Below are 24,376 nucleotides of genomic sequence, written 5' to 3' on the forward strand. Positions count from 1 at the left end.
ACATGAACAAATTGTCCGTGCTTCTGGTCGACGACCACGAAGGTTTCATCAACGCCGCGATGCGCCACTTCCGCAAGCTGGACTGGATGGAAGTGATCGGCAGCGCCGCCAACGGCCTGGAGGCGATCGAACGCTCCGAGTCGCTGCGCCCGCAGGTGGTGCTGATGGATCTGGCCATGCCCGAAATGGGCGGCCTGCAGGCCACGCGCCTGATCAAGACCCAGGACCAGGCCCCGTACATCGTGATCGCCAGCCATTTCGACGATGCCGAGCACCGCGAGCACGCCATGCGCGCCGGTGCCGACAACTTCGTCAGCAAGCTGTCCTATATCCAGGAAGTGATGCCGATCCTGGAGGGCTTACGCACAGAGGGAGTACCGGCATGAGCGAATCGCGCATCCTGGTGATCGATGACGACGCGGTCCGCGCCGAACGCACGGTAAGCCTGCTCGAATTCATGGACCTCAACCCGCGTTGGGTGACCGACGTGGCCGACGTCAATCCCGGCCGCCACCGGCAGACCGAGTGGATGGCGATCCTGGTCGGCGGACTCGACGACCAGGCCCAGGCCGACGCGTTCTTCGGCTGGGTCGCGCGCAGTCCGCTGCCGCCACCGGTGCTGCTGCTCCACGGCGAGGCGCAGGCGTTCGCGCAGCGCCATGGCCTGCACGAGGCCAACGTATGGCAACTGGAAGCGCCGCTGCGCCACGCGCAGCTAGAGACCCTGCTGCGCCGCGCCAGCCTCAAGCGCCTGGACGCCGAGCACCAGGCCGGCGCGGTGCAGGACAGCGGCCCGACCGGCAACAGCGCCGCGGTGGTACGGCTGCGGCGGCTGATCGACCAGGTCGCCGCGTTCGACACCACCGTGCTGGTGCTGGGCGAGTCCGGGACCGGCAAGGAAGTGGTCGCACGCGCGATCCACCAGCAGTCGCCACGCCGCGACGGCCCGTTCGTGGCGATCAACTGCGGCGCGATTCCGCCGGATCTGCTGGAAAGCGAACTGTTCGGCCATGAGAAAGGCTCCTTCACCGGCGCGCTGTCGGCGCGCAAGGGCCGTTTCGAGATGGCCGAGGGCGGCACCCTGCTGCTCGACGAGATCGGCGACATGAGCCTGCCGATGCAGGTCAAGCTGCTGCGCGTGCTGCAGGAGCGCAGCTTCGAGCGGGTCGGCGGCAACGTCACCATCCGCTGCAACGTGCGCGTGATCGCCGCCACCCACCGCAACCTGGAAGAGCGCATCGCCGGCAACCAATTCCGCGAGGACCTGTTCTACCGGCTCAACGTGTTCCCGATCGAGATGCCGGCGCTGCGCGAGCGCAGCGACGACCTGCCGGCGCTGGTCAACACCATCGCCGCGCAACTGGCGCGCACCGGACGCGGCGAAGTGCGCTTCTCCGAAGAAGCCCTGCAGGCGCTGCGCGGCTACGACTGGCCGGGCAACGTGCGCGAGCTGACCAACCTGGTCGAACGCCTGGCGGTGCTGCATCCCAGCGGCCTGGTGCGGGTGCAGGACCTGCCGGCGCGCTACCGCGGCGACTTCGCCTCCTCGATCGACGTGTCGGCGCCGCTGGCGCCGATCGCCACGCCGGATCCGCGCCGCGTGCCCAACGTGGTCGACCTGCATGTCGGTCCCAAGGCGTTCGCCGATCCGTCCGAAGCGGCCGCACAGACCGCGTCGACGCTGCCGGAAAGCGGCCTGGACCTGCGCGGGCACATGGCCAACATCGAGTTGGCGCTGATCAACGAAGCGCTGGAGCGCACCCAGGGCGTGGTCGCGCATGCGGCGCAGCTGCTGGGTCTGCGTCGCACCACGCTGGTGGAGAAACTGCGCAAGTACGGCATCGACCGCGACCAGACCGAACTGGCCGGCTGAGCGCGCGCTCGCGATCCGCGTCCTCGCGCGCTTGCTGCGCTACGGAACGACCGCGGTTCGAAACTGAAGTACCCTCCCCTCTACGCATCGCATGCTTTCCGGACGCACGTCCGGCCGGCCCGGTGCGGCTGTGTCGCGAACGATGGGGATCGTCGCGCGCTTCCCGCAGGCGAACGCGGAAGCAGTAGACACGTCTGTTGGCATATGGCTTGCTTTCAGAACAGAACCCCGTCGCAACGATCCGCGCCGCGGATTCTCACACGCACCCACGCAGGCCACCATGCCCATTCCCGTCACCAGTCCGCTGCTGCCTCCCCTGGACGAGTTCGTGCCGTACCTGGAGAAGATCTGGAGCAGCCGCATCCTGACCAACGGCGGCGACATGCACCGGGCGCTGGAAAAGGCGCTGGCGGAGTACCTGGGCGTGGGGCACCTGGCCTTGCTGACCAACGGCACGCTGGCCCTGCTCACCGCACTGCAGGCGCTGCGCGTCACCGGCGAGGTGATCACCACGCCCTACTCGTTCGTGGCCACCGCGCACTCGCTGCTGTGGAAAGGGATCAAGCCGGTGTTCGTGGACATCGACCCGGTCACGCTGAATCTGGACCCGCAGAAGATCGAGGCCGCGATCACCCCGCAGACCACCGCGATCATGCCGGTGCACTGCTACGGCACGCCATGCGACACCGCCGCGATCGAGCGCATCGCCGACACGTACAACCTCAAGGTCATCTACGACGCCGCGCAAGCGTTCGGAGTCAAGGACGACGGCGGCTCGATCCTGCGCCACGGCGACCTCAGCGTGCTCAGCTTCCACGCCACCAAGGTGTTCAACACCTTCGAAGGCGGCGCCATCGTCTGCCCCGACGAAAAGACCTACCAGCGCATCAGCCGGCTGAAGAACTTCGGCTTCGTCGACGAGACCACGGTGGTGGCCACCGGCATCAACGGCAAGATGAGCGAGGTGAACGCGGCCTTCGGTCTGCTGCAACTGCAGCACATCGATCGTGCGCTGGCGCAGCGCCACGAGATCGATGCCGACTACCGGCGGCGCCTGGCGCAGGTCCCCGGCGTGCGTTGCCTGGCGCCGCGCCCGCCGGAACTGGCCAACTACGCCTCGTTCCCGATCCTGATCGAGGACGACTTTCCGCTGACCCGCGACGGCCTGCATCAACTGATGCGCGAGCACGAGATCCTGGTGCGCCGCTACTTCTATCCGCTCATCAGCGATTTCCCGATGTACCGCGGCCTGCCCTCGGCCGCGCCGGCTGGGCTGCCGGTGGCGCGGCAGGCATCCGAGCGGGTGCTGTGCCTGCCGATCTATCCCGGCCTGAGCGCCGGCGACGTGGAAACCATCGCCAACCTGATCGCCGGCGCCACTGTGCCAGCCGCTGCAAAAAGCGGTCGCCCTCCGGCGACTGTCCCCTCCTCCGCCCACCCTGTGGAACAAGAATGAGCCAAGCAACGTTTATCGAGAATTTCCTGTCGGCGACCGATTTCCAGACTCCCGTCGAGGTGACGACGGACACCGTGCTGCGCGAGCTTCCCGAATGGGATTCGCTCGCCGCGCTCGGCGTGATCGTGATGTTCGACATGGAATACGGCAAGACCATCACCGGCGAGCACCTGGCCGCCGCCGTCACCGTGGGCGACCTCTACCAGCTGACCGAGGCGTAGCATGCCGACTTCCACCCTGCACAACGTGCGCTTTGCCGGCATGGCGACCTGCGTGCCCAAGCGCATCGTCTCCAACCTGACCGATTGCCGGCCGCAGATCCGTTCCGAGCGCGAGCGGCTGGTGCGCAACATCGGCATCGAGACCCGGCGCATGGCGCAGGAGTGGCAGTGTTTTTCAGACCTGGCGTTCGACGCGGCGCAGGTATTGATCGAACGGCTGCAATGGAAGCGCGAGGAAATCGATGCGCTGATCGTGGTCACCCAGTCGCCGGACTATCCGATCCCGGCGACCGCGATCATCCTGCAGGACCGGCTGGGCCTGTCGCATGCCACCGTCGCCTTCGACGTCAACCTGGGCTGCTCGGCCTATCCGTTCGGCATCAACCTGCTGGGCTCGATGATCGCCGCCGGCGGGGTCAAGAAGGGCCTGCTGCTGGTGGGCGACCGCAGCGCCAATCTGGAGGACCCGATCTTCTCCGATTCCGGCACCGCCACCGCGCTGGAATTCAGCGCCGACGCCGCGCCGATGTATTTCGACCTCAACAGCGACGGCAGCGGCTACAAGGCGATCATCCTACCGGTGGGCGGCCAGCGCGAGCCGGTCGGCATTCAACATCTGATGCCGTTCCGCGCCGACGAGAACGATGCCTGGCACCGCGGCATAGACCTGCAGTTGGACGGCGTGGCGGTGCTGAGCTTCTCCACCCAGCGCGTGCCGCCAGCTGTGCAGAAACTGCTCGACTACACCGGCGTGTCCAAGGACGAGATCGACTATTTCGTGTTCCACCAGGCCAACCGGATGATCAACGAAACCATCCGCAAGAAGCTCGGCTTGCCGGTGGAGAAAGTGCCTTCGACGCTGCGTGATTTCGGCAACACCAGCGGCGCCTCGCTGCCGGTGACCATGACCGCGCGCATCAACAAGGAACTGGAATCGGGCCGCAAGCGCGTGCTGCTGTGCGGCTTCGGTATCGGCCTGTCGTGGGGTACCTGCCTGGTCGACATCGACGGCGCCGTATTCCCCGACCTGATCGAGTCCTGACGATGACGTCTGTCGCAACTACCGACGCCTTCTCGTTGCAGGGCAAGACCATTCTGGTGACCGGCGCGTCCTCCGGCATCGGCGCTGCCGTGGCCGCGCTGTGCGCGCGACTGGGTGCGACACTGGTGCTCAACGGGCGCGACGCGGAACGGCTGCAGGCCGTAGCCGATGCGCTGCACGGCCACGGCCACCGCAGCGTCGTCGGCGACCTCACCGAAGAAGCGACCCGCACGCGCCTGCTGGAGGCCACCGAGCGCTATCACGGCCTGGCCTCGTGTGCGGGCATGGCGGCGCTGGTGCCGTTCCGCATGGCCGCCGAAAAGCACCTGCAGCAGATGCTGGCGGTGAACTACCTGGCGCCGGTCATCCTCACCCAGCAGTTGCTGGCCAAGCGCCGGCTGCACGAGGGCGCTTCGCTGGTCTACATTTCGGCATTGACCGCGCGCGCCGCGCCCCCCGCTAGCGTCGGCTATGCTGCCTCGAAGGCTGCGCTGGAGGCGGCCGTGCGCACCTTGGCGCTGGAACAGGGCAAACATGGCATCCGCGCCAATTGCATTGCACCAGGCTACGTGCAGACGCCGATGCTGCGGAAGCTCGGAAGCACTGCAAACATGGATGAAAGAGTCGGACCGACCCCGCTGGGCTACATCGACCCGGATGAAATCGCGAAGGGCGCAGTGTATTTGCTCTCCGCTGCCAGTCGCTGGGTCACCCGTACCACCTTGACGATCGACGGCGGAACGTCCATGCCGATCCGCTTATGAGCCCGGAACACTCCATGCCCTCTCCAGATGAAACGTCCACCCTGCTGCATGCGCTGTACGGCCTTCAGGACAAGCGCGTGCTGATCACCGGCGCCTCCAAGGGCATCGGTGAGGCAGTCGCCAAGGCGTGTGCAGGCGCCGGCGCCCAGTTGCTCGTGGCAGGCCGAGATACGGCGCGGCTGCAGGCCCTGCTGGACGTGCTGCCCGGCGAAGGCCACCGCATGTTTGCCGGCGACCTGGGTGACGCGGCAACCGTGCAACGGCTGGCGGCCGATAGCGGCGCGCTCGACGGCGTGGTGCATAGCGCCGGCATCCGCGGCCTGTCGCCGATGAAGCTGATCAGCGAAAGCCTTTTCGACGAAGTGACCACGATCAACTACGTCGCGCCGACCATGCTGACCCGGCACCTGCTCGCGCGCCAGGCGCTGCGGCCCGGTGGCTCGATCGTCTTCCTGTCCTCGATCGCCGCACTGACCGGCACCGTCGGCGTCGGCGCCTATTCTGGTGCCAAGGCGGCGTTGATCGGCGTGCTGCGCCCCCTGGCGCTGGAACTGGCCCGACGCAAGATCCGCGCGAACGCACTCTGCCCCGCACTTGTCGACACCACCCTGGTCAACAAAGACAAGGAGTGGCTCGAGGAAACGGCCAAGCGCTATCCGCTCGGCATCGGCCAGCCGGAGGACATCGCGCTGGCATGCCTGTACTTCCTTTCCGACGCCAGCATCATGGTGACCGGACAAGCCTTCAACATGGACGGTGGCGTGGAACTGGTATGAGCACCCCTGTGGAGATGCCACGCGAACACGTCCTGATCGTCGGTGCCGGCGGCTTCGGTCGCGGCATCGCCGCCATGGCCTATCACGAAGATCCCAGCCATGGCCGCGTCTGGGACATTAAGGGCTTTCTCGACAGCCGCACCGAACTCGCTTCCGGTCTGCGCTGGCCGCTGCTCGGCGACCCGGACACCTACCGGCCCGAGCCCGGCGATCTTTTCGTCTGCGCGCTTGGCAACCCTGCAGCGCGTCGCCGTTATAGCCAGCCGCTGCTGGCACGCGGAGCGAATTTCATCGTGCTGCGCCCGCAATTGCGCGAAGCCTCGCCCACCCCCATTGGGCGCGGCAGCCTGTTCGAGGTCGGCGTGGGAATCGGCGCGGACTGCAGCATCGGCGAGTTCGTCACCATCCTGGCCACCACCATCGTCGGCCACGATGTCACCATCGGTGACTACGTGCAGATCGGCAACTTCGTGTTCATCGGTGGCGGCGTGCGCATCGGCAACGACGTGACGATCCATCCGCATGCGACCGTACTGCCAGGGGTCGCGGTGGGCGATGGCGCGGTGATCGGCGCCGGCAGCGTGGTGATCAAGGATGTCCCGCCCAACGTCACGGTGGCCGGCAATCCCGCACGCACCATCTTCAGCAAGTAGCAGGGACCCGCACAATGACCCGCCACGCACTCGATGCCGAGCACTACATCAGCGAGCACAGCCTGCGCCTGGAACAGCAGCGACTGTTCGGCAGGCTGTGGAACTTCGTAGGCTTTTCCTCGATGGTATGCGAACGCAACCAGTTCTTCGCGCGCCAGGTGGCTGGCGTCCCGGTATTGGTCCAGCGCACCGACGCCGGTATCCGCGCCTTCCTCAACCAGTGCCCGCATCGGCAGTCGGCGATCCAGATCGAACGCCACGGCAAGCGCCCGCTGGTCTGCCCTTACCACGCTTGGTCGTTCGGCGCGGAAGGCGAGCTGCGCGGACTGCCCAATTCCGGGCTGTACCAGTTCAGTGCCGAAGAAAAAGCCGGTATCTGCCTGACCCAGTTCCGTCTGGAACAGATCGGCCAGTTGCTGTTCGTGAACTTCTCGGGCGATCCACTGCCGCTGCAGGAGCAGTTCTCGCCAGAGTTCTTGCAAGACTTCCTCACAGCGTCCATGCACCTGGATTCGCAGATCATCTACAGCTGCCACCGCGTGCGCTACAACTGGAAGTTGAACATGGAGAACGTGAAGGACTACAACCATGTCCCGTTCATCCATCCCAAGACGTTCAACCCGCTGATGACGGACGCGCCTAAGCCTTCCACTAACGTTGAACGTCCAGCTAACGTTCCGTCTCACGTACAGGAGCTTCTACAATCGTGTATGCGCCCTGCCCTGAGCGAACTGAGCTTCCCAACAAAAGCGTCGATCACGCCACATGAGAATTGGTATAGCGCGCTTTGTGATAGCTATGGCGAGGAATCGGCCTTCTATAACTGGTTCATTTACCCCAATGTGAATTTTTACAGCGTGCGTGGCGACAGTTTCGTACTGCAACAATACGATCCAGTGTCCGCGCATGAAACCGACTACCACCTGTGGGTGATGACCGCCCGCCGAAAAAGCGAACGCACGGACTTCACGGCCTTGCTAAGCGCGCTGATTCGCATCGAACACGAGGTCATCGCCGAAGACACCGCGGTACTGGAGCGCATGCAAGCAGTTCTCGGCCCCCATTCCCGGCAGTTCATGCATGGCGACTACGAAACCCAACTGGTGCGGCAACATCTGTGGTATCGCGCCAACGTGCTGGGAGAGCCTACATGAAGTCGCTCGTATTGCTGGGCGAAGGCACTGCGCTGGAACAGGCGCAGCGTACCGCGCAGGACTGCGGGCTTGTCCATACGCGTCTGGCGCTGACGTCGGCCGACCACTACAACTTCGATCTTGGCGAACTGCTGGCGCGCTACGTTGCCAGCACCACCGAGGTGTTCGTCGCGCTCGACGAACGCGCGGTCAACCATGCGCGGCACAAGTTGCTGGCCGACGTGCGCCTGGCCGGCTATCGCACGATCAATCTTGTCTCGCCGCATGCCCACGTCGACACCGACGTGCGCCTGATGGGCAATGTCTATGTCGGCCCCGGTTGCAACCTGGCTTTCGGCAGCAGCATCGGTTCCGGTAGCTGGCTGGAGCGGCAAGTGATCGTCGAGCAGAACGTGCGCCTGGGGGCTTGCGTCACCTTGCAGGCGGGCGTCCTGCTCGGCCACGACGTGGAGATCGGGCAATGCAGCACCCTGGGCCGGGGCTGCATTGCGCCAGCCAAGGCCAAGATCGGCCGCCATTGCGAGTGGCTGTTGCCTAGCATGTTGCCGGCTGCCCTGCCGGATCGCTGCTTTCATGATGCCTTGATGCCTCAAGGCGCACGTATTCTCAACGGCGGACGACCATGACATATACCAGCCAACACGATTGACAAGGCAGTGACTCATGCGCTCGCGAATGCACCCCAGGTACTACCTGTCACCGGAGATCTTTGAGCGCGAGCAGCGCAAGATCTTCCGTCGGGTTTGGTTGTTTGCAGGACTCAAGACGCTACTGCGGGAAAACAACTGCTTTATCACCCGCAAGATCGCGGGCATTCCCCTGGTGATCCAGAACTTCCACGGCCAAATCCGTGCGTTCGAGAACGTCTGCCTCCACCGCAGTGCACTGATTCAAACCGGTGCTATCGGTTGCCGGCCCTTGGTGTGCCCCTACCACGCCTGGAGTTACGACGAGCAAGGCCGGGTAAAGAACATCCCGGACTGCGATGCGCTCTATCGCCTGGACAATAGTGAAAAGGACAACCTGAAGCTGCGCGAATTTTCACTGCGCGCCATCGGCAACCTGTTGTTTGTCAACCTCGATCCCAACCCAATGCCAATCGAGGAGCAGTTTTCGGCAGACTTCATCGCTTTGCTGGAAAGTAGTTCCAACGCCTATGACACTGAGGTCATGGTGACCACATGGCGTGGCCGGTACAACTGGAAACTCGCTTACGAAAATCTTCGGGATGCCAATCACCCGCGCTTCGTCCACCCTAAGACCTTAGCCAAGAGTGTCAGCTTCTTTGCCGAGGTAAACGAAGAACAAGCCAAGGAGTCCATGGAAGCTTTGCAAGACAGCTCGCTCGCCGCCTTGAGGCGAGAGATGCGCCGTTTCAGTTTCGGCGGCCCGGAAGCCCCCATACCCAACCTTAAGCACTTCGCCTGGCACGATAAAGTGGAACGCTGGGGCGAGCAGGATGCCTACTTCAACTGGTTGGCCTTCCCGAACATGCATATCGCCAGTTCCAACGGCGGCCATTCTTTCACCCTAGAACACCACATCCCCATCGCGCCGGACCGGACCGACCTGGAAATCTATTGGTTTAGCGCACGCAGGAAACAGCCTTACGGTTCTTCCAGTCAAGTGCTACTGGCGCAGATGCACGGCAGCAAAGTGGTGGTTGGCGAAGACGTGGACATCATGGAGCGGGTGCAGGCGGCATTGCACACAGACGCTCCGCTCCCCACCCAGGGGGCCTATGAATCCATGAACCGCCTGGTCGAGCGCTGGTACACGCTGCTGATGGAGACCGAATATGAGATCTAGATGGATCATCGGCAGCAGCGAATACCTCGACCTGGCCTTTCACGCCTGGAAGCAGGCGCGTAAGGACGAGGCGGTCATCAGGATCGATGTACCACAAGACTCGGAACACGAATTCGATCTTGGCGTGCTGGATGGGCTGAATCCGACCGATGGAGCCATGTTCGTAGCTTTCGACGAACGCTTCGGCAATTTCAAGCGCATGGAACTGATGCAGCTGGCGATGGCGCGCGGTTTTAGCCTGGAGCCTTTCGTCAGCACTTCGGCCGTGGTCGCTGCCGATGCAGTGATCGGCCGCAACTGCTTCATCGGCGACGGCGTGGTGGTCGGCACGGGCAGCCGTATCGACTACAACACCGTGCTGCATAGCGGGGTCAAGATTGGCGCTGGCGTACATCTGCGCCCCTCATGCTGGTGCGACATCGGCGTAAGCATCGGCCACGGCACGGAGATCGGCGCGCACGCCATCCTGCGCATGGGAGCGGTAGTCGGCACTGGCGTCAGGATCGGCCGCCACTGCGAACTGGGCTGGCCACGCCTGTATGACCGGGACGTGCCCAGCCGCACGGTGTACGACACCCGCTATGACGAACCCCTCTTGGTCTACGGACAGTAACGGAGGAGCCGGGCCGCGCGCCTGTCGCAAAATGAAAACTAACTACATATTCCTCTCCGGCATGGCGAAATGCGGGACCACGCCCCTGGCCGGCTGGCTGACCGAAAACGGGATCGCAAGGTATCTGGTCGAGGACATCAAGGAACCGCATGGCTACCTGATTCCCGGCACGCAGCCGCAACTGCCGGCACCAGCACAACTACCGTGGCTAGATGCCAGCTCCGGCTACGCTCTCAGCCCCTATGCGATCTCGCGGCTGCCCGAACATGGCACCCGGATCGTGCTATGCCTGCGTAACCCCTTCGAGCGGGCCTGGAGTTGCTACCGCATGAATAAGATCAACGCCCTCCAGGACAGCGAGGCGCTAGCGCTTTCCAAAAGTTACCTGAAAGCCTCTGGAACCACCACGAGCTGGGATGGGAAGCGACTGCCAGAGATCACCGCGTCCACACCCTACCAGGAACAGAAGAACCTTCACCTACGCATGTTCCCTCAAGTTTCCTCTGGTTACGTCGAGCAGCATTTCGATGCAGAGATCGATAGACTCCGTCAAGGAGACTTCGCAGGCCGGCTGGATTACGAAACAGCGTTCCTGATGACTCGCCGAAGCTTCCCCTTCATGTCTGTCCTGGTGGCTAGCTTCTACTACGCAGGCATTAGGAGCTTCCTCGATCGGTACCGCCCGGAAGACCTGATACTGGTCTCACTCGACAAACTGAAAGAGGAGGCGAACCGTGTGAAGTTCCTGTCGAGGCTGATCGGCGAGGCACCTGAGACAGATGACGTAAAGTTTGGCTTCTCCAGCCGCGACTTACCCTTCGATGAGCAGAAGCCCGACTTCGACGCACCGAAGTTCGACTCGTTGCGGACAGCGTTGTCCTACGATTTGCAGCAATACTCAGCCCTACTGGCCGCGCGCGGTGTAGTCACCGACCTGCTGGACTGGGACGACCTACGCCGGCACTTACGCTAAGCGCGCGCGGTTGCCGATGCCGATGCCGATCAGCGCAGATGAAACTCTCCTTGCAGCGGACCGGCGCCGTCATACGCGGGAGCGTCAAGGCCGGACGAAGCTATGAACTTGGCTCGCCGCACGTCTACTGGGGGAATGTGCCTGTCAAGGCCTATTTCGACGCCTGCGACGACACCCCCATTCATACCTACGGGACATGACGTTCATGAACTCCAGAAATGACCAGCTTCGCCAACGGATTCTACGTATTGCGGAGCAGGAGCGCCCTGCGCTTGAGGATGTCATTGCGCGCCTACCCGCGATTGCCAACCGCCCTGTATTCCTCGTCGCTCCCGAGTCCTATATAGGCATGGTGCATGGCCCGAGAGTCGTTGCCGAACTGCGCCATGTTGTTGCCGCAATTGATGACCAAAGCATCCACCTGGACCGCATACACGGCGCGCCCCGCTGGAGCAGTCAGGAGTTTCTTGCCATGGCGGGCCAGTACGCCGATGCAATCGCTATCGATTTCTCCTGCAGCCCGCGCGGACGGGCGTTTGCAAATAACCTCTGCACCAGCGCGGGCATTGAGCAACTGAGCGTTGCGCCTTCCTTGGACCCGCTGATCCCCTGTTTCGAGCAGCGCCCCCTTTTTCTGCTCCAACCGCGCTCGGGCCTTGGCAATATTTATGGCCCACAGATCGTCCAGCGCCCCAGCCATGTCATTGCGGCCGTTGATGACCAGCCAAGCGGCAGCGACACCATTCATGGGGTACCGCGTTGGAGTTCGCGCCAGTTCATCGAACAGGCCGCCCAGCATTCCCAGGCATTGGCCATCGATTTTTCTTACAGCCCAGGAGAGTCGGGCTTGGCCCGCAAGCTCTGCGAGCAAGCAGGCATTGAAAGGGTAGATGCCTGCCTCGCCGTTGCGCACTGTGGACTGCACGCCGTGTACGAGCCCGCACAGGTCTACCGTCAGCGGACGCTTCTGCGCCTGGATGAATTTCTGCGTTTTGCGGATCGATTGGACGACGATTTGAGCGTTTTTACGCTCTACAGCAACCTGTTGTTCCGCCTAACCTACGATTCCAGCCTCCTGTTGGACTGCTGGGCGACGCCGATCAACGAGTACTTTTCGGAATACGCCGATAGCAGCACATTCCAGCTGGGCCAGCGTGAACATTTCTGCGATGGCGGCGCCTTCCAGGGCCCCATCGTCCATAAGTTTTTAGAAGCATCCCGCTATCACTACGAAAGCATCACCGCCTTCGAACCCGATAGCATCAACTTTCAGAAATTGGAGGGCATCGCAAGTAGCCTCCCTCTTCCCCCGCACAATTTCAAGGTCATAAAAAAAGCCATCTCCAACGAACATACGACGCTGCGCTTCGAGGAGACCGGCACCGTTTCCAGCCATGTATCGCCGGATGGCGGAATCTCCGTGGCGACTACATGCCTGGACGACGAATTGGAAAAGCTGACGCTACTGAAGTTGGACATCGAAGGATTTGAAGCCAGAGCACTAGAAGGCGCCTCTCACCTCATCCGTACCCAGCGCCCCCGCATGGCTATTTGTGTATACCACTACGCCCAGGATTTACTGGACATCGTGGAACAGCTGGACAAATTGGTGGATGGCTATCACTTCCGTCTACGCCAGCACTCTCCAGGCCACTACTACGACCTCGTTTTGTATGCGTCCCCCGTCGCCGGTGCCGCACCGCCGCCCTGGGCGGAGTAAAAGCCGGGGCTGCGATGCCATTGCCCATGGCGCCGCCGAGGCGGTGCTGGCGCCAAGGTTGCTGGTAGCGCCCTTCCCCGTTCGCTACCAGCAACCAGCCAAGCACTGTCGATTGGGGCTATATCGATTTCCGGCAAGGCCTACGTGAGCTGGACTCGCGCCAGCGGCGACAATCCGCCTGGTGCGATCCAGGTAACCGGCCCGCCGATCCAGGTCCTGCATCCTCTCCTGGGTGCCGAGCAACGGAGCCGCGCAGGTCCTGATCGAGCGACTGCGGCACGCATGTTGCATCCATAGCGGATTGACGGCGACAACGCTGGCATCCGTACGTGCGGGGGCCGACATCGCGGCCGCCGCCTCTTCCCTCTTAGAGACCATCCGTCCCAATGAGTGTCAACGCCCTGGTCAGCATCGTCATGCCGGCCTACAAGTTCCGGTACTTCGAACGCACGCTCGAAAGCGTGCTGGGCCAGACTTACCCGGCGCTGGAACTGGTGATCTGCGACGACAACCCCGATGGCACGATCGCCGCGGCGGTGGAGCGTAGGCGCGCCGGCGCGCGCTTCCCGATCCGCTACCAACGCAATCCCAGCCGCCTGGGTGAACTCGGCAGCACCATCAAGGGCATCGGCCTGGCGCAGGGCGAGTACGTCAAGTTCCTGCACGACGACGACGTGCTGGAGCCTGACTGCATCGCCGCGCTGGTGCGGGCCATGCAGTCCGACCCCAGCGTGGTGCTGGCGTCCTCGCGCCGGCTGCGCATCGACGGCGACGACGCGCCGCTGCCGGACATCCACGCCACCGCCTTCCCGTTCGCTGGCGACGTGGTGCTCGACGGCCCCGAACTGCTGTCGTTTCTCGCCGACCACACCATCAATTTCATCGGCGAGCCAAGTTGCGTGCTGTGCCGGCGCCAGGATCTGCTGGAGATCGGCGACCAGTTGATGGTCCTGGACGGCAAGGTGATCCACTGGGTTGGCGACCTGGCGCTGTACGCCAAGCTGTTGCACCGCGGCGACCTAGCCCTGCTGGCCAGGCCGTTGACCCGCTTCCGCGTGTCGCAGGACCAATACAGCCAGGCCGGCCGCGACCAGCCGGGGATCGGCGACCAGGGCCACGCCGATTTCCGCCGCGGCGTGCGCGCCATGGGTTGGTACCGCGGCGGCGGCGACGCGCGCGTGGTTCATGTGACTCCGCTGGACGGAGGCCACGCCGAACCGGTCGATCTGCTGCAGGCGATCCAGGCCGCGTATGCGCGCGGCCGCGCCCAGCTGGCGCTACGCGACTGGCAGGCGCAGCGGCAGCTGCCGCCGGCCAAGCGCGCCTTGTTCGACGCGCGCCTGGCGGAGCTGGGCGGCGGCGCGCGGCTCGCGGTGCTGCTGGACGCGCGCAACGCCGACGCGGCCGCGCTGGAAACCAGCCTGCACAGCCTGCTGCTGGACGGCGCCGCCTTCGCCACGCTGAGCGTGGTCGTACTCGGCGCCGCGACGGCCACGCCGTGGCCGGATCCGCGGGTCCGGTATCTGCCACTGGCGTCCGCCGACGAAGCCGCCGACCGCAACGCAGCACTGGCCGAACTCGGCCACGCGGACTGGTTCCTATGCGCCAGCGCCGGCACCCGTTTCTACACCGGCGGCCTGCTGCGGTTGCTGCTGGAACTGGCGCAGCAGCCACACTGCAGCGCGCTGTATGCCGACGAATGGCTGGCGCTGGACGGCCAGACGCTGGCCCCGGTGCTGCGCCCGGATCCGGACCTGGACCTGGTGCTGGGCAACCCGCTGGCGACCGCCGGGCATTGGGTGTTCCGCCGCGCCCTGGTGCAGGAGCTGGGCGGGTTCGATCCCGATCACGGCGGCGCGCTGGAGCTGGAACTGATCCTGCGCCTGTTCCAGCGCGATGCCGGCGCCAGCCTGGTGCATCTGCCCGAGCCGCTGCTGATCGCGGCGCCGGCCGACGCTGCCGCGGGCGCCGAGGCGCGCCAGCGTGCCGTCGCAAGCCATCTGCGCGCACGCGGCTATGCCGACGCCAGGATCGACACGCTGCCCGGCGGACTGCATCGCATCGACTATGGCCATGCGCAGCAGGCGCCGGTCTCGATCGTGACCATCGCCCAGGACAATCTGCCGGCCCTGCAGCGCCTGGTGGTCGGCCTGCTCGAACACACCGCCTACCCGGCCTACGAACTGCTGCTGGTCGACAACGCCAGCGACGCGCCAGCGGTCGGCGAATGGCTGCAGGCGGTGGCCGAACTGGGCAACGGCCGCATCCGCGTGTTCGCGCTGGAGCAGCGCGTGGCCCAGGCCGAGGCGCGCAACCTGGCCGCGACCCAGGCGCATGGCGACTACCTGCTGTTCCTGGACGCCGACAGCGCCGTGGTCCAGGGCCGCTGGCTGCACGAACTGATGAACCATGCGCAGCGCCCGGAGGTCGGCATCGTCGGCGCCAAGGGCGTGTCCGCGGACGCCACCATCACCCACGCGGGTCTGCTGCCCGGGCTGTTGCCCGGCGCCGGGCATGCCTTCGCCGGCGAGCCGATGGCGCAGGCCGGCTACATGGGCCGGCTGCAGGTGGCGCACCGCTACAGCGCCGTGTCCGAGCGCTGCATGCTGGTGCGGCGCGACCTGTTCGAGCGGCTGTCCGGATTCGACGCGGCTGGCTTCGCCGACGGCGGCGCCGACGTGGACCTGTGCCTGCGCGCCGCGGCGCTGGGCGAATGGACGGTCTGGACGCCGGAGGCGCTGCTGCTGCAACCGCCCGCGCCGTCACGTCCGGAAACTGCGGACGACGCCCTGCTGCAGCGCTGGCTGCCGGTCATGGCGCACGATCCGGCCTACTCGCCGAGCCTGGGCCTGGAGCAGCCGGGCGGCTTCAAGCTGGGCGAATCCGAATTCTCCTGGCAACCGCTGGCGTGGAAGCCGCTGCCGCGGATCCTGGCGCATCCCGGCGACGCGTTCGGCAGCGGCCACTACCGAGTGATCCAGCCGTTCCAGGCGCTGGCCGAGGCCGGGCAGATCGACGGCGTCTACTACGCGCGCCTGCTCGATCCGGTGGAGATGGAGCGCATCGCCCCCGATGCGGTGGTGGTGCAGCGCCGGGTCGGCGACGTCGAGCTGGCGAAGATGGAGCGCATGCGCCGCTTCTGCACCGCGTTCAAGGTCTACGAACTGGACGACTACCTGCCCAACCTGCCGCTGAAGAGCGTGCATCGCGAGCAGATGCCCAAGGACGTGCTGCGCTCGCTGCGCCGCGCCGCGACGCTGGTGGACCGGGTGGTGGTGTCCACCCCTGCCCTGGCCGAGGCACTGGCCGGCCTGCATGCGGACATCCGCGTGGTCCACAACCGGCTGGATCCGCGCATGTGGGGCGATCTGCCCGCGCCGGCGAGGGTTAGCGCCGGCGCCAAGCCGCGGGTCGGCTGGGCCGGCGGCGCCAGCCACACCGGCGACCTGGAACTGATCGCCGACGTGGTGCAGGCGCTGGCCGGCGAGGTGCACTGGGTGTTCATGGGCATGTGCCCGGAGCGGCTGCACCCGCATGTGGCCGAAGTGCACCCGGGCGTGGATTTCGAACGCTATCCGCAGGCCCTGGCCGCGCTGCGCCTGGACCTGGCGCTGGCACCGCTGGAAGACAACCTGTTCAACCGCTGCAAGAGCAATCTGCGCCTGCTCGAATACGGCGCCTGCGGCTACCCGGTGGTGGCCAGCGACCTGCCACCCTACCAAAGCGGGTTGCCGGCCACCCTGGTCAAGAACCGTTTCCGCGACTGGGTCAACGCCATCCGCATGCACCTGGCCGATGCCCAGGCGCGCGCCGCGGCCGGCACGGCGCTGCACGCGGCGGTGCGCCGCGACTGGATGCTGGAAGGCACCAACCTGCAGGCCTGGCGCGCGGCGTGGCTGCCGGACTGAGCGCAGCGGCCGCCGGAACCGGCACCAGGATTGCATCCTGATCCGGGCCAGGACCCGCGCCGGCGCGGCGCGTCAATCGGCCGTCACCAGGGGAGCGAAGACCGCGGCCGGGCTGCGTCGGGAAGCCGACGCCGCCGTCGGCCCTCCCACGGCGTGCGCTCCCTTCTCCCCCCGGGAGAAGGTGCCCCGAAGGGGCGGATGAGGGTACGGGCGAAGCTTCGTGTCGTTGCGATGCGCCGCGCATTCCGCCCGTCCGTCCATGCAGCCGATCGGCACCCGCCGGATTTCGGCACACCGCTTGCATCCATCCCGGGTAGCCGCCCCGGCATGGACATCCCCGTATGAGCGACTCCATCAGTTCCATCCTCTCGCAGATCCGCAGCTACCAGAGCCAGGTCGGCCAGGCCGCGCCTGCGCAGGTGGCCGATGCCGGGCGCAGCAATGCGATCGAGGGCCTGACCGGGACCCAGGGCACGCAGGCCCCGAGCTTCAGCGAAACCCTGCGCAGCGCGATCAGCGGCGTCAACGAAACCCAGCAGAAGGCCGGCGATCTGGCCAAGGCCTTCGAAATGGGCGACCCCAATGCCGGCCTGGCCAAGGTGATGATGGCCGCGCAACAGTCCCAGGTGGCGTTTCGCGCCACCGTGGAAGTCCGCAACCGACTCGTCCAGGCGTACCAGGACGTGATGAACATGCCGCTGTAAGGTAGACAACGATGGCTCTTGCGCTCAGCAAAGACACTCTCAGCGGCGAAAAGGCAGGCGCCTGGTTCGATCGCCTGCAGAGCCTGCAGATCACCCGTCGCATCGGTCTGATGGCGATGATCGCCGTGGCCGTGGCCGCGGGCCTGTTCGTGTTCTTCTGGTCGCAGAAGCCCGCGTACACCCCGCTGTACACCGGCCTGGACGAAAAGGGCACGGCCGAGGCCACCGACCTGCTGCGCACCGCGCAGATCCCGTTCAAGCTCGACCAGACCACCGGCGCGATCACCGTGCCGGAGGACAAGCTCTACGACGCGCGGCTGAAGCTGGCCGGCTCCGGCCTGACCGAGAACGGGGGCAACATGGGCTTTGAGGTCATGGAGAAGGATCCGGGCTTCGGCGTCAGCCAGTTCGTCGAGAACGCGCGCTACCAGCACGCGCTGGAGACCGAACTGGCGCGCACCATCGCCAGCCTGCGCCCGGTGCGCGAGGCTCGGGTGCACCTGGCCATTCCCAAGCCCAGCGCGTTCACCCGCCAGCGCGACGTGGCCAGCGCCTCGGTGGTGCTGGAACTGCGCGGCGGCACCACCCTGGAACGCAACCAGGTCGATGCGATCGTCAACATGGTCGCCTCCAGCATCCCCGACCTGACCCCGGAGCGGGTCACCGTGGTCGACCAGAGCGGGCGCATGCTGACCATCGCCGACCCGAACAGCGACGCGGCCCTGAACGCGGCCCAGTTCGAGCAGGTGCGGCGCCAGGAAAGCTCCTACAACCAGCGCATCCGCGAACTGCTGGAGCCGATGACCGGCCCCGGCCGGGTCAATCCCGAAGTCAGCGTGGACATGGATTTCTCGGTCACCGAGGAAGCGCGCGAGCTGTACAACGGCGAGCCGCCGAAGCTGCGCAGCGAGCAGGTCAGCGACAGCAGCACCGCCGCGGCCGGCCCGCAGGGCGTGCCCGGCGCGACCAGTAATTCGCCGCCCGGCGCCGCCGCGCCTGGACAGCCTGGCGCCGCCGGCACCCCGGGCGCTACCCCGGCCAACACCCAGCAGGCAGCCGCCGCGACCCCGACCGAAAGCTCCAAGAGCGCCACCCGCAACTACGAGCTGGACCGCACCCTGCAGCACACCCGGCAGCCGCCGGGCCGGATCAAGCGCGTGTCGGTGGCGGTGCTGGTCGACCACGTGCCGCGGCCGGGCGCCAAGGGCAAGATGGTCGAGCAGGCGCTGAGCGCCGCCGAGCTGACCCGCATCGAAGGCCTGGTCAAGCAGGCGGTTGGTTTCAACGCCGAGCGCGGCGACACTGTGTCGGTGATGAACGCCCCGTTCGTGCGCGAAGCGCCGGAAGCGGCGGACAAGCCCGGTTGGTGGGAAGATCCGCGGGTGATGAACGGTTTGCGCCTGCTGCTTGGCGCGGCGGTGGTGCTGGCCCTGCTGTTCGGCGTGCTGCGCCCGGCGCTGCGCCAGATCGCCGGCCCGGCGCCGGCCAAGAATGCCGGCAAGGACAAGTCCGAGCCGCACAATGCCAATGTGTCGATGCTGGACGACGAGGACCCGCTGCTGCCGTCGATGGCCGACGATACCGCCAGCATCGCCGGCGGCAGCCGCCCCGCCATCGCCCTGCCCGACGCCTACGAAGAGCGTCTGCGCCTGGCGCGCGAGGCGGTCAAGCAGGATTCCAAGCGTGTCGCGCAAGTCGTGAAGGGATGGGTCGCCAGTGAAGCCTGATACGTCCGCAATGAACGGAACCCAGCGCGCCGCCGTGCTGTTGCTGTCGCTCGGCGAGAGCGACGCGGCCGAGGTGCTCAAGCACATGGACCCCAAGGAGGTGCAGAAGATCGGCATCGCCATGGCGACCATGAGCGGCATCTCGCGCGACCAGGTCGAGAAGGTCATGGACGAGTTCAACAGCGAACTCGGCAGCAAGACCTCGCTGGGCGTGGGCGCCGACGACTACATACGCAACGTGCTGGTGCAGGCGCTGGGCGCGGACAAGGCCGGCGGCCTGATCGACCGCATCCTGCTCGGCCGCAATACCACCGGCCTGGACACGCTGAAGTGGATGGACCCGCGCGCGGTCGCCGACCTGGTGCGCAACGAGCACCCGCAGATCATCGCCATCGTCATGGCGCACCTGGACAGCGACCAGGCCGCCGAGGCGCTGAAGCTGCTGCCCGAGCGCGTGCGCGCCGACGTGCTGATGCGCATCGCCACCCTCGACGGCATCCCGCCGAACGCGCTGAACGAACTCAACGAGATCATGGAGCGGCAGTTCTCCGGCAACCAGGGCCTGAAGTCGTCCAACGTCGGCGGGGTCAAGGTCGCCGCCAACATCCTCAACTTCATGGACAGCGGCCAGGACCAGGGCGTGCTGGCGGCGATCGGCAAGATCGACGCCGAGCTCAGCACCCGCATCCAGGACCTGATGTTCGTGTTCGACAACCTGGTCGAACTGGAAGACCGCGCGCTGCAGACCCTGCTGCGCGAAGTCAGCGGCGACCGCCTCGGCCTGGCCCTGCGCGGCGCCGACATCAAGGTGCGCGAGAAGATCACCAAGAACATGTCGCAGCGCGCCGCCGAAATCCTGCTCGAGGACATGGAAGCGCGCGGCCCGGTGCGCCTGGCCGACGTGGAAGGCGCGCAGAAGGAAATCCTCGGCATCGTGCGCCGGCTGGCCGATGAAGGCGTGATCAGCCTCGGCGGCGCCGGTGCGGAGGCGATGGTATGAGCGGCAACGTGGTGCGCTGGTTCGCGCCGGAGCTCAATGCCGCGCCGCTGCCCGAGCCGCAGTTCGAGGAGGCCTTGCCCGAAGAGCCGGTGTTGCGCCCGCCAAGCCTGGAAGACATCCAGGCGATCGAGGCGGCCGCGCAGCTCGAGGGCTTCGAGCGCGGCCACAGCGAGGGCCTGGCCCAGGGCCAGGCCGAGATCCGCCGCCTGACCGCGCAGATCGAAGGCATCCTGGACAACTTCTCGCGGCCGCTGGCGCGGCTGGAAAACGAAGTGGTCGGCGCGCTCGGCGAACTGGCCGTGCGCATCGCCGGCAGTCTGGTCGGCCGCGCCTACGAGGCCGATCCGGCGCTGCTGGCGGACCTGGTCGGCGAAGCACTGGACGCGGTCGGCGGCGCGCGCCGCGAGGTCGAGGTGCGCCTGCACCCGGACGACATCGCCGCGCTGACCCCGCTGCTGGCCTCGATGGCCGAGGGCACCCGGCTGGTGCCGGACCTGACCCTGAGCCGCGGCGACCTGCGCGTGCATGCCGAAGCGGTGCGCATCGACGGCACCCTGGAAGCGCGCCTGCGCGCGGCGCTGGAGACGGTGATGCGCAAGTCCGGAGCGGGCCTGTGAGCGCGCTGTCCGGCACCCATCCGGCCGATTGGCTGGACGCGCGCAACCTGCGCCTGGCCTCGCGCCTGGGCAAGCTCGATCTCGACGCCGCCGCCGGCCGCGGCCTGATCCGCGAAGGCATCCTGCGTCGCGCGGTCGGGCTGACCCTGGAAGCGGTCGGCTGCGAGGCGCCGATGGGCGCCACCTGCAAGGTCGAGGTCGACGGCGGCTGGGTCGATGCCGAAGTGGTCGGCTTCTCCGGCGAACGCACGTCGCTGATGCCCAGCGCCGAAACCCATGGCCTGCTGCCCAACGCGCGGGTGGTGCCGGTGCGCCGCCGCGGCGGCGTGGAAGTAGGCGAAGGCCTGCTCGGCCGGGTCATCGATTCGGACGGCGTGCCGCTGGACGGCAAGGGCCCGATCCGCGCCGAAGGCTCGGTCGGCATGGCCGGCATTTCGATCAACCCGTTGGCGCGCGAGCCGATCACCATGCCGCTGGACGTGGGCGTGCGCGCGATCAACGCGCTGCTGCCGATCGGGCGCGGCCAGCGCGTGGGCCTGTTCGCCGGTTCCGGCGTCGGCAAGTCCACCCTGCTCGGGATGATGACCCGCTACACCGCCGCGGACGTGATCGTGGTCGGGCTGATCGGCGAACGCGGCCGCGAAGTGCGCGATTTCGTCGAGACCACGCTGGGCGAGGAAGGGCTGCGCCGCGCCGTGGTCGTGGCCGCGCCGGCCGACCGCCCGCCGCTGGCGCGCCTGCACGGCGCCTACCGCGCCACTGCGATCGCCGAATGGTTCCGCGACCAGGGCCTGAACGTGCTGCTGCTGATGGACTCGCTGACCCGCTTCGCCCAGGCGCAGCGCGAGATCGGCCTGTCGGTCGGCGAACCGCCGACCACCCGCGGCTATCCGCCGTCGGTGTTCGCCAAGTTGCCGGCGCTGGTCGAGCGCGCCGGCAACGGCGCCAAGGGCCGCGGCTCGATCACCGCCTTCTACACCGTGCTGACCGAAGGCGACGATCCGCAGGATCCGATCGCCGACGCCGCCCGCGCCATCCTCGACGGCCACATTCTGCTGTCGCGGCGCGTCGCCGACAGCGGCCTGTATCCGGCCATCGACGTCGAATCCTCGGTCAGCCGCGTGGTCCAGGACATCGCCGACGAGCCGTGGCGGCTGCGCATCCGCGCGCTGAAGCGGCTGGTCTCGGCGTACTCGTCCAACCGCGACCTGATCACCATCGGCGCCTACCAGCGCGGCAACGATGCGGCCGTGGACGAGGCGCTGGAGCGCTGGCCGGAAATCATGGAATTCCTCGGACAGGATGTCGCCAAGGCCGCAGATCTGCCCCACAGCCAGGCCGCGTTGAAGCGCCTGGTCGAACGTGAGAACTAAGCCATGATGCAATCACAGCGTATCGATCCCCTGCTCCGCCGCGCCCAGCAGCACGAGGACGAGGTCGCCCGCGATCTGGCCGAGCGGCAGCGCGCGCTGGAGACCCACGAGTCGCGGCTGGAAGAACTGCGCCGCTACGCCGAGGAATACGCCAACAGCCAGATGGCCGCCACCAGCCTGGCGCAACTGGCCAACCGCCGCGCATTCCTGGATCGCCTGGAAAGCGCGGTGCAGCAGCAGTGCCAGACCGTGGACCGCAATCGCGAGAAAGTGGAGATGGAGCGCAGCCGGCTGTTGCTGGCCAGCCGCGACAAGCAGGTGCTGGAACAGCTGGCGGCCAGCTACCGCGCCCAGGAACGCAAGGTCGACGACCGCCGCAGCCAGCGCGAGATGGACGACCTCGGCGCGCGCCGGGTGCGCCTGGCGGTGGCCGCAGCCGACAGCGACAACGACAACGGAGACAGCCGATGAGCAACCTACTTTCCGCGCTGGGCGGCAACGCCCGCGCCAGTGCCTCCGGCGGCAGCGCCGACATGCAGGGCCAGGACCGCAGCGGCGGCCAGGACTTCGACAAGCTGCTCGGCAACGACAGCGCGCGCGCCGCGCCCAAGCCGGCGCCGCGGCCCAGCGCCAAGTCGCAGCAGGCATCCGCCGACAAGGACCCGGCGGCGAAGCGTCCGGAAGCTTCGGAAGACACCGCCAGCGAGCCGGCGCGCAGCGCGCAGGCCGGCAGCCAGGCCGCGCGCGACACCGAAAAGAGCAGCGAAGACAGCAAGACGCCGAGCAAGGGCAGCAAGGCCGACACCAAGAAAGGCGAGGACAGCGAGGAAGACGCCGGCTGGCCGCCGGCCGGTCTGGCCGGCATCGGCATGAGCCTGTTGCCGACCCTCGCTGCCGCGTTGCCGGCGGCGAGCGCCGGCCCGCTGGGCGCGGCCGGGCTGGCGATCGGCGTCGCCGGTGCCGCCGCCCAGGGCGTGGCCGCGTTGCTCGGTGGCGACACCCTGGCGGCAGCCGCGGGCGCCGACACCGCAGCCGCCGGTGCGGCCGCGACCGCCGCCGCGCCGGCAACCGCCGCGGCCAGCGCTGGCGCCAGCGCCGCCGGCGGCTTCGGCGGCATGCTGGCGCAGGTCGCCGGGGCCGCGGCGCAGGCCGCCAGCGGCGGCGATGCTAGCGCACCGGTCGCCGCACTGGCGGCGCTGGCCACCGCCAGCGACAAGAGCGCCGACAGCGGCAGCGATGTCGCCAGCACCGGCACCGATCCGATCAACCTGCTGGCGACGGCCGGGATCCACGCGCCGGCACGCAGCGCCGACAGCACCGCGCCGTTCACCGGCTCGCCGACCCCGACTCCGAACCTGCACGGCGACAACTTCGACGACGAGCTGGGCACGCGCATGAGCTGGCTGGCGGACCAGAAGATCGGCCACGCGCACATCAAGCTCAGCCCGGCCGAGCTGGGCCCGGTCGAGGTGCGCCTGCATCTGAACGGCGACCAGGTCAACGCCAGCTTCAGCAGTGCCCAGCCGGAAGTGCGCCAGGCGCTGGAGAACAGCCTGCCGCGGCTGCGCGACATGCTCGGCCAGCATGGCTTCCAGCTCGGCCAGGCCGACGTCGGCCAGCAGCAACAGCAGGCCTCGCAGAACGCCCGCCAAGGCGGCGGGTCGAACGGCGGCAATGCCGGCGGCGGCGCCGGCGACGACTTGCTGGGCAGCGTCGGGATTCCGTCGGTGGTGCTGCGCCAGCGCGGCCTGCTCGACGCGTACGCGTAACCCGGCGGCACCGCCGCGTCTGCGGCGGCGCCAAGCGCTCCCTGTGAGAGCAGCTTCAGCCCCGGCGGGCGGCACCGAAAACGCCCGCCGGGCCTGAAAAATCCGGTCCGCACAAGGCCGCATGGCGAGCCGCCGCGGCCACCGTCAAATATCCGGCGAGCCCAACCCGCCGTTTCGGCACACCGATTGCATCCTTAGGGGCAGAGACCCCCTTCAAGGAGCCA

General features: G+C 66.8%; 23 protein-coding genes. All 23 read left to right on the forward strand.

All coding sequences use genetic code 11. The annotated features are described in order from the left end of the window. The first annotated feature begins 2 nt into the window (after positions 1–2). The 23 genes from HEP73_RS11775 (at position 3) to HEP73_RS11890 (ending at position 24,152) form a co-directional block, all read left to right on the forward strand. Positions 3–386 (forward strand): response regulator, encoded by a 384-nt coding sequence (locus HEP73_RS11775; RefSeq protein WP_010341669.1) that lies wholly within the window; start codon positions 3–5, stop codon positions 384–386. Then, the gene (locus HEP73_RS11780) at positions 383–1,873 is read left to right on the forward strand and encodes a sigma-54 dependent transcriptional regulator (protein WP_185820147.1); all 1,491 of its coding nucleotides are present in this window, start codon (positions 383–385) and stop codon (positions 1,871–1,873) included. Before HEP73_RS11775 ends, HEP73_RS11780 begins: the two co-directional genes overlap by 4 nt. Before the next feature lie 280 nt (positions 1,874–2,153). Next, entirely contained in the window at positions 2,154–3,329 is a 1,176-nt protein-coding gene (locus tag HEP73_RS11785) for a DegT/DnrJ/EryC1/StrS family aminotransferase (protein ID WP_185820148.1), read from the forward strand. Next, the gene (locus HEP73_RS11790; protein ID WP_003466862.1) at positions 3,326–3,550 is read left to right on the forward strand and encodes an acyl carrier protein; all 225 of its coding nucleotides are present in this window, start codon (positions 3,326–3,328) and stop codon (positions 3,548–3,550) included. Before HEP73_RS11785 ends, HEP73_RS11790 begins: the two co-directional genes overlap by 4 nt. 1 nt (position 3,551) lies before the next feature. Then, a complete protein-coding gene (locus tag HEP73_RS11795) occupies positions 3,552–4,592 on the forward strand; it encodes a ketoacyl-ACP synthase III (protein ID WP_185820149.1) in 1,041 nt (346 codons plus the stop codon). 2 nt (positions 4,593–4,594) lie between these two features. Further along, positions 4,595–5,356, forward strand: coding sequence for an SDR family NAD(P)-dependent oxidoreductase (locus tag HEP73_RS11800; RefSeq protein WP_185820150.1), 762 nt, complete (start codon positions 4,595–4,597; stop codon positions 5,354–5,356). After that, on the forward strand, positions 5,353–6,132 hold the full coding sequence (locus HEP73_RS11805; protein WP_185820151.1) for an SDR family NAD(P)-dependent oxidoreductase: 780 nt from the start codon (positions 5,353–5,355) through the stop codon (positions 6,130–6,132). Before HEP73_RS11800 ends, HEP73_RS11805 begins: the two co-directional genes overlap by 4 nt. Then, complete coding sequence (locus tag HEP73_RS11810) at positions 6,129–6,785, forward strand: NeuD/PglB/VioB family sugar acetyltransferase (protein ID WP_185820152.1); 657 nt, start codon at positions 6,129–6,131, stop codon at positions 6,783–6,785. The genes HEP73_RS11805 and HEP73_RS11810 overlap by 4 nt, the downstream gene beginning before the upstream one ends. 14 nt (positions 6,786–6,799) lie before the next feature. Further along, positions 6,800–7,939: an aromatic ring-hydroxylating oxygenase subunit alpha gene (locus tag HEP73_RS11815; RefSeq protein ID WP_185820153.1), complete on the forward strand. Its 1,140-nt coding sequence runs from the start codon at positions 6,800–6,802 to the stop codon at positions 7,937–7,939. After that, a complete protein-coding gene (locus HEP73_RS11820; RefSeq protein ID WP_185820154.1) occupies positions 7,936–8,565 on the forward strand; it encodes an LbetaH domain-containing protein in 630 nt (209 codons plus the stop codon). The genes HEP73_RS11815 and HEP73_RS11820 overlap by 4 nt, the downstream gene beginning before the upstream one ends. 37 nt (positions 8,566–8,602) lie before the next feature. Further along, positions 8,603–9,748, forward strand: a complete 1,146-nt coding sequence (locus tag HEP73_RS11825; protein WP_185820155.1) for an aromatic ring-hydroxylating oxygenase subunit alpha — start codon at positions 8,603–8,605, stop codon at positions 9,746–9,748. Beyond that, positions 9,738–10,361 (forward strand): UDP-3-O-(3-hydroxymyristoyl)glucosamine N-acyltransferase, encoded by a 624-nt coding sequence (locus tag HEP73_RS11830; RefSeq protein ID WP_185820156.1) that lies wholly within the window; start codon positions 9,738–9,740, stop codon positions 10,359–10,361. Before HEP73_RS11825 ends, HEP73_RS11830 begins: the two co-directional genes overlap by 11 nt. A gap of 31 nt (positions 10,362–10,392) precedes the next feature. Beyond that, entirely contained in the window at positions 10,393–11,334 is a 942-nt protein-coding gene (locus HEP73_RS11840) for a hypothetical protein (RefSeq protein WP_255423476.1), read from the forward strand. Between the two features lie 38 nt (positions 11,335–11,372). Continuing rightward, the gene (locus HEP73_RS11845; protein WP_185820157.1) at positions 11,373–11,534 is read left to right on the forward strand and encodes a hypothetical protein; all 162 of its coding nucleotides are present in this window, start codon (positions 11,373–11,375) and stop codon (positions 11,532–11,534) included. Next, positions 11,531–13,054, forward strand: coding sequence for an FkbM family methyltransferase (locus HEP73_RS11850; protein ID WP_185820158.1), 1,524 nt, complete (start codon positions 11,531–11,533; stop codon positions 13,052–13,054). The genes HEP73_RS11845 and HEP73_RS11850 overlap by 4 nt, the downstream gene beginning before the upstream one ends. 386 nt (positions 13,055–13,440) lie before the next feature. Beyond that, positions 13,441–16,962 carry a glycosyltransferase gene (locus HEP73_RS11855; protein ID WP_185820159.1) on the forward strand — a complete coding sequence of 1,174 codons (3,522 nt, stop codon included), beginning with the start codon at positions 13,441–13,443 and terminating at the stop codon, positions 16,960–16,962. Between the two features lie 341 nt (positions 16,963–17,303). Continuing rightward, positions 17,304–17,666, forward strand: a complete 363-nt coding sequence (fliE, locus tag HEP73_RS11860; protein WP_185812917.1) for a flagellar hook-basal body complex protein FliE — start codon at positions 17,304–17,306, stop codon at positions 17,664–17,666. Between the two features lie 11 nt (positions 17,667–17,677). After that, a complete protein-coding gene (fliF, locus tag HEP73_RS11865; protein ID WP_185820160.1) occupies positions 17,678–19,393 on the forward strand; it encodes a flagellar basal-body MS-ring/collar protein FliF in 1,716 nt (571 codons plus the stop codon). Between the two features lie 10 nt (positions 19,394–19,403). Continuing rightward, the gene (fliG, locus tag HEP73_RS11870) at positions 19,404–20,393 is read left to right on the forward strand and encodes a flagellar motor switch protein FliG (RefSeq protein WP_185812919.1); all 990 of its coding nucleotides are present in this window, start codon (positions 19,404–19,406) and stop codon (positions 20,391–20,393) included. Continuing rightward, on the forward strand, positions 20,390–21,010 hold the full coding sequence (locus tag HEP73_RS11875; RefSeq protein WP_185820161.1) for a FliH/SctL family protein: 621 nt from the start codon (positions 20,390–20,392) through the stop codon (positions 21,008–21,010). Before fliG ends, HEP73_RS11875 begins: the two co-directional genes overlap by 4 nt. Beyond that, positions 21,007–22,383, forward strand: a complete 1,377-nt coding sequence (locus tag HEP73_RS11880) for a FliI/YscN family ATPase (protein ID WP_185820162.1) — start codon at positions 21,007–21,009, stop codon at positions 22,381–22,383. The genes HEP73_RS11875 and HEP73_RS11880 overlap by 4 nt, the downstream gene beginning before the upstream one ends. Positions 22,384–22,386: 3 nt before the next feature. Beyond that, complete coding sequence (fliJ, locus tag HEP73_RS11885) at positions 22,387–22,854, forward strand: flagellar export protein FliJ (RefSeq protein ID WP_179564511.1); 468 nt, start codon at positions 22,387–22,389, stop codon at positions 22,852–22,854. Next, a complete protein-coding gene (locus tag HEP73_RS11890; protein ID WP_185820163.1) occupies positions 22,851–24,152 on the forward strand; it encodes a flagellar hook-length control protein FliK in 1,302 nt (433 codons plus the stop codon). The genes fliJ and HEP73_RS11890 overlap by 4 nt, the downstream gene beginning before the upstream one ends. The last annotated feature ends 224 nt before the right edge of the window (positions 24,153–24,376 follow it).

Source organism: Xanthomonas sp. GW, from assembly GCF_014236815.1.
Classification (GTDB): domain Bacteria; phylum Pseudomonadota; class Gammaproteobacteria; order Xanthomonadales; family Xanthomonadaceae; genus Xanthomonas_A.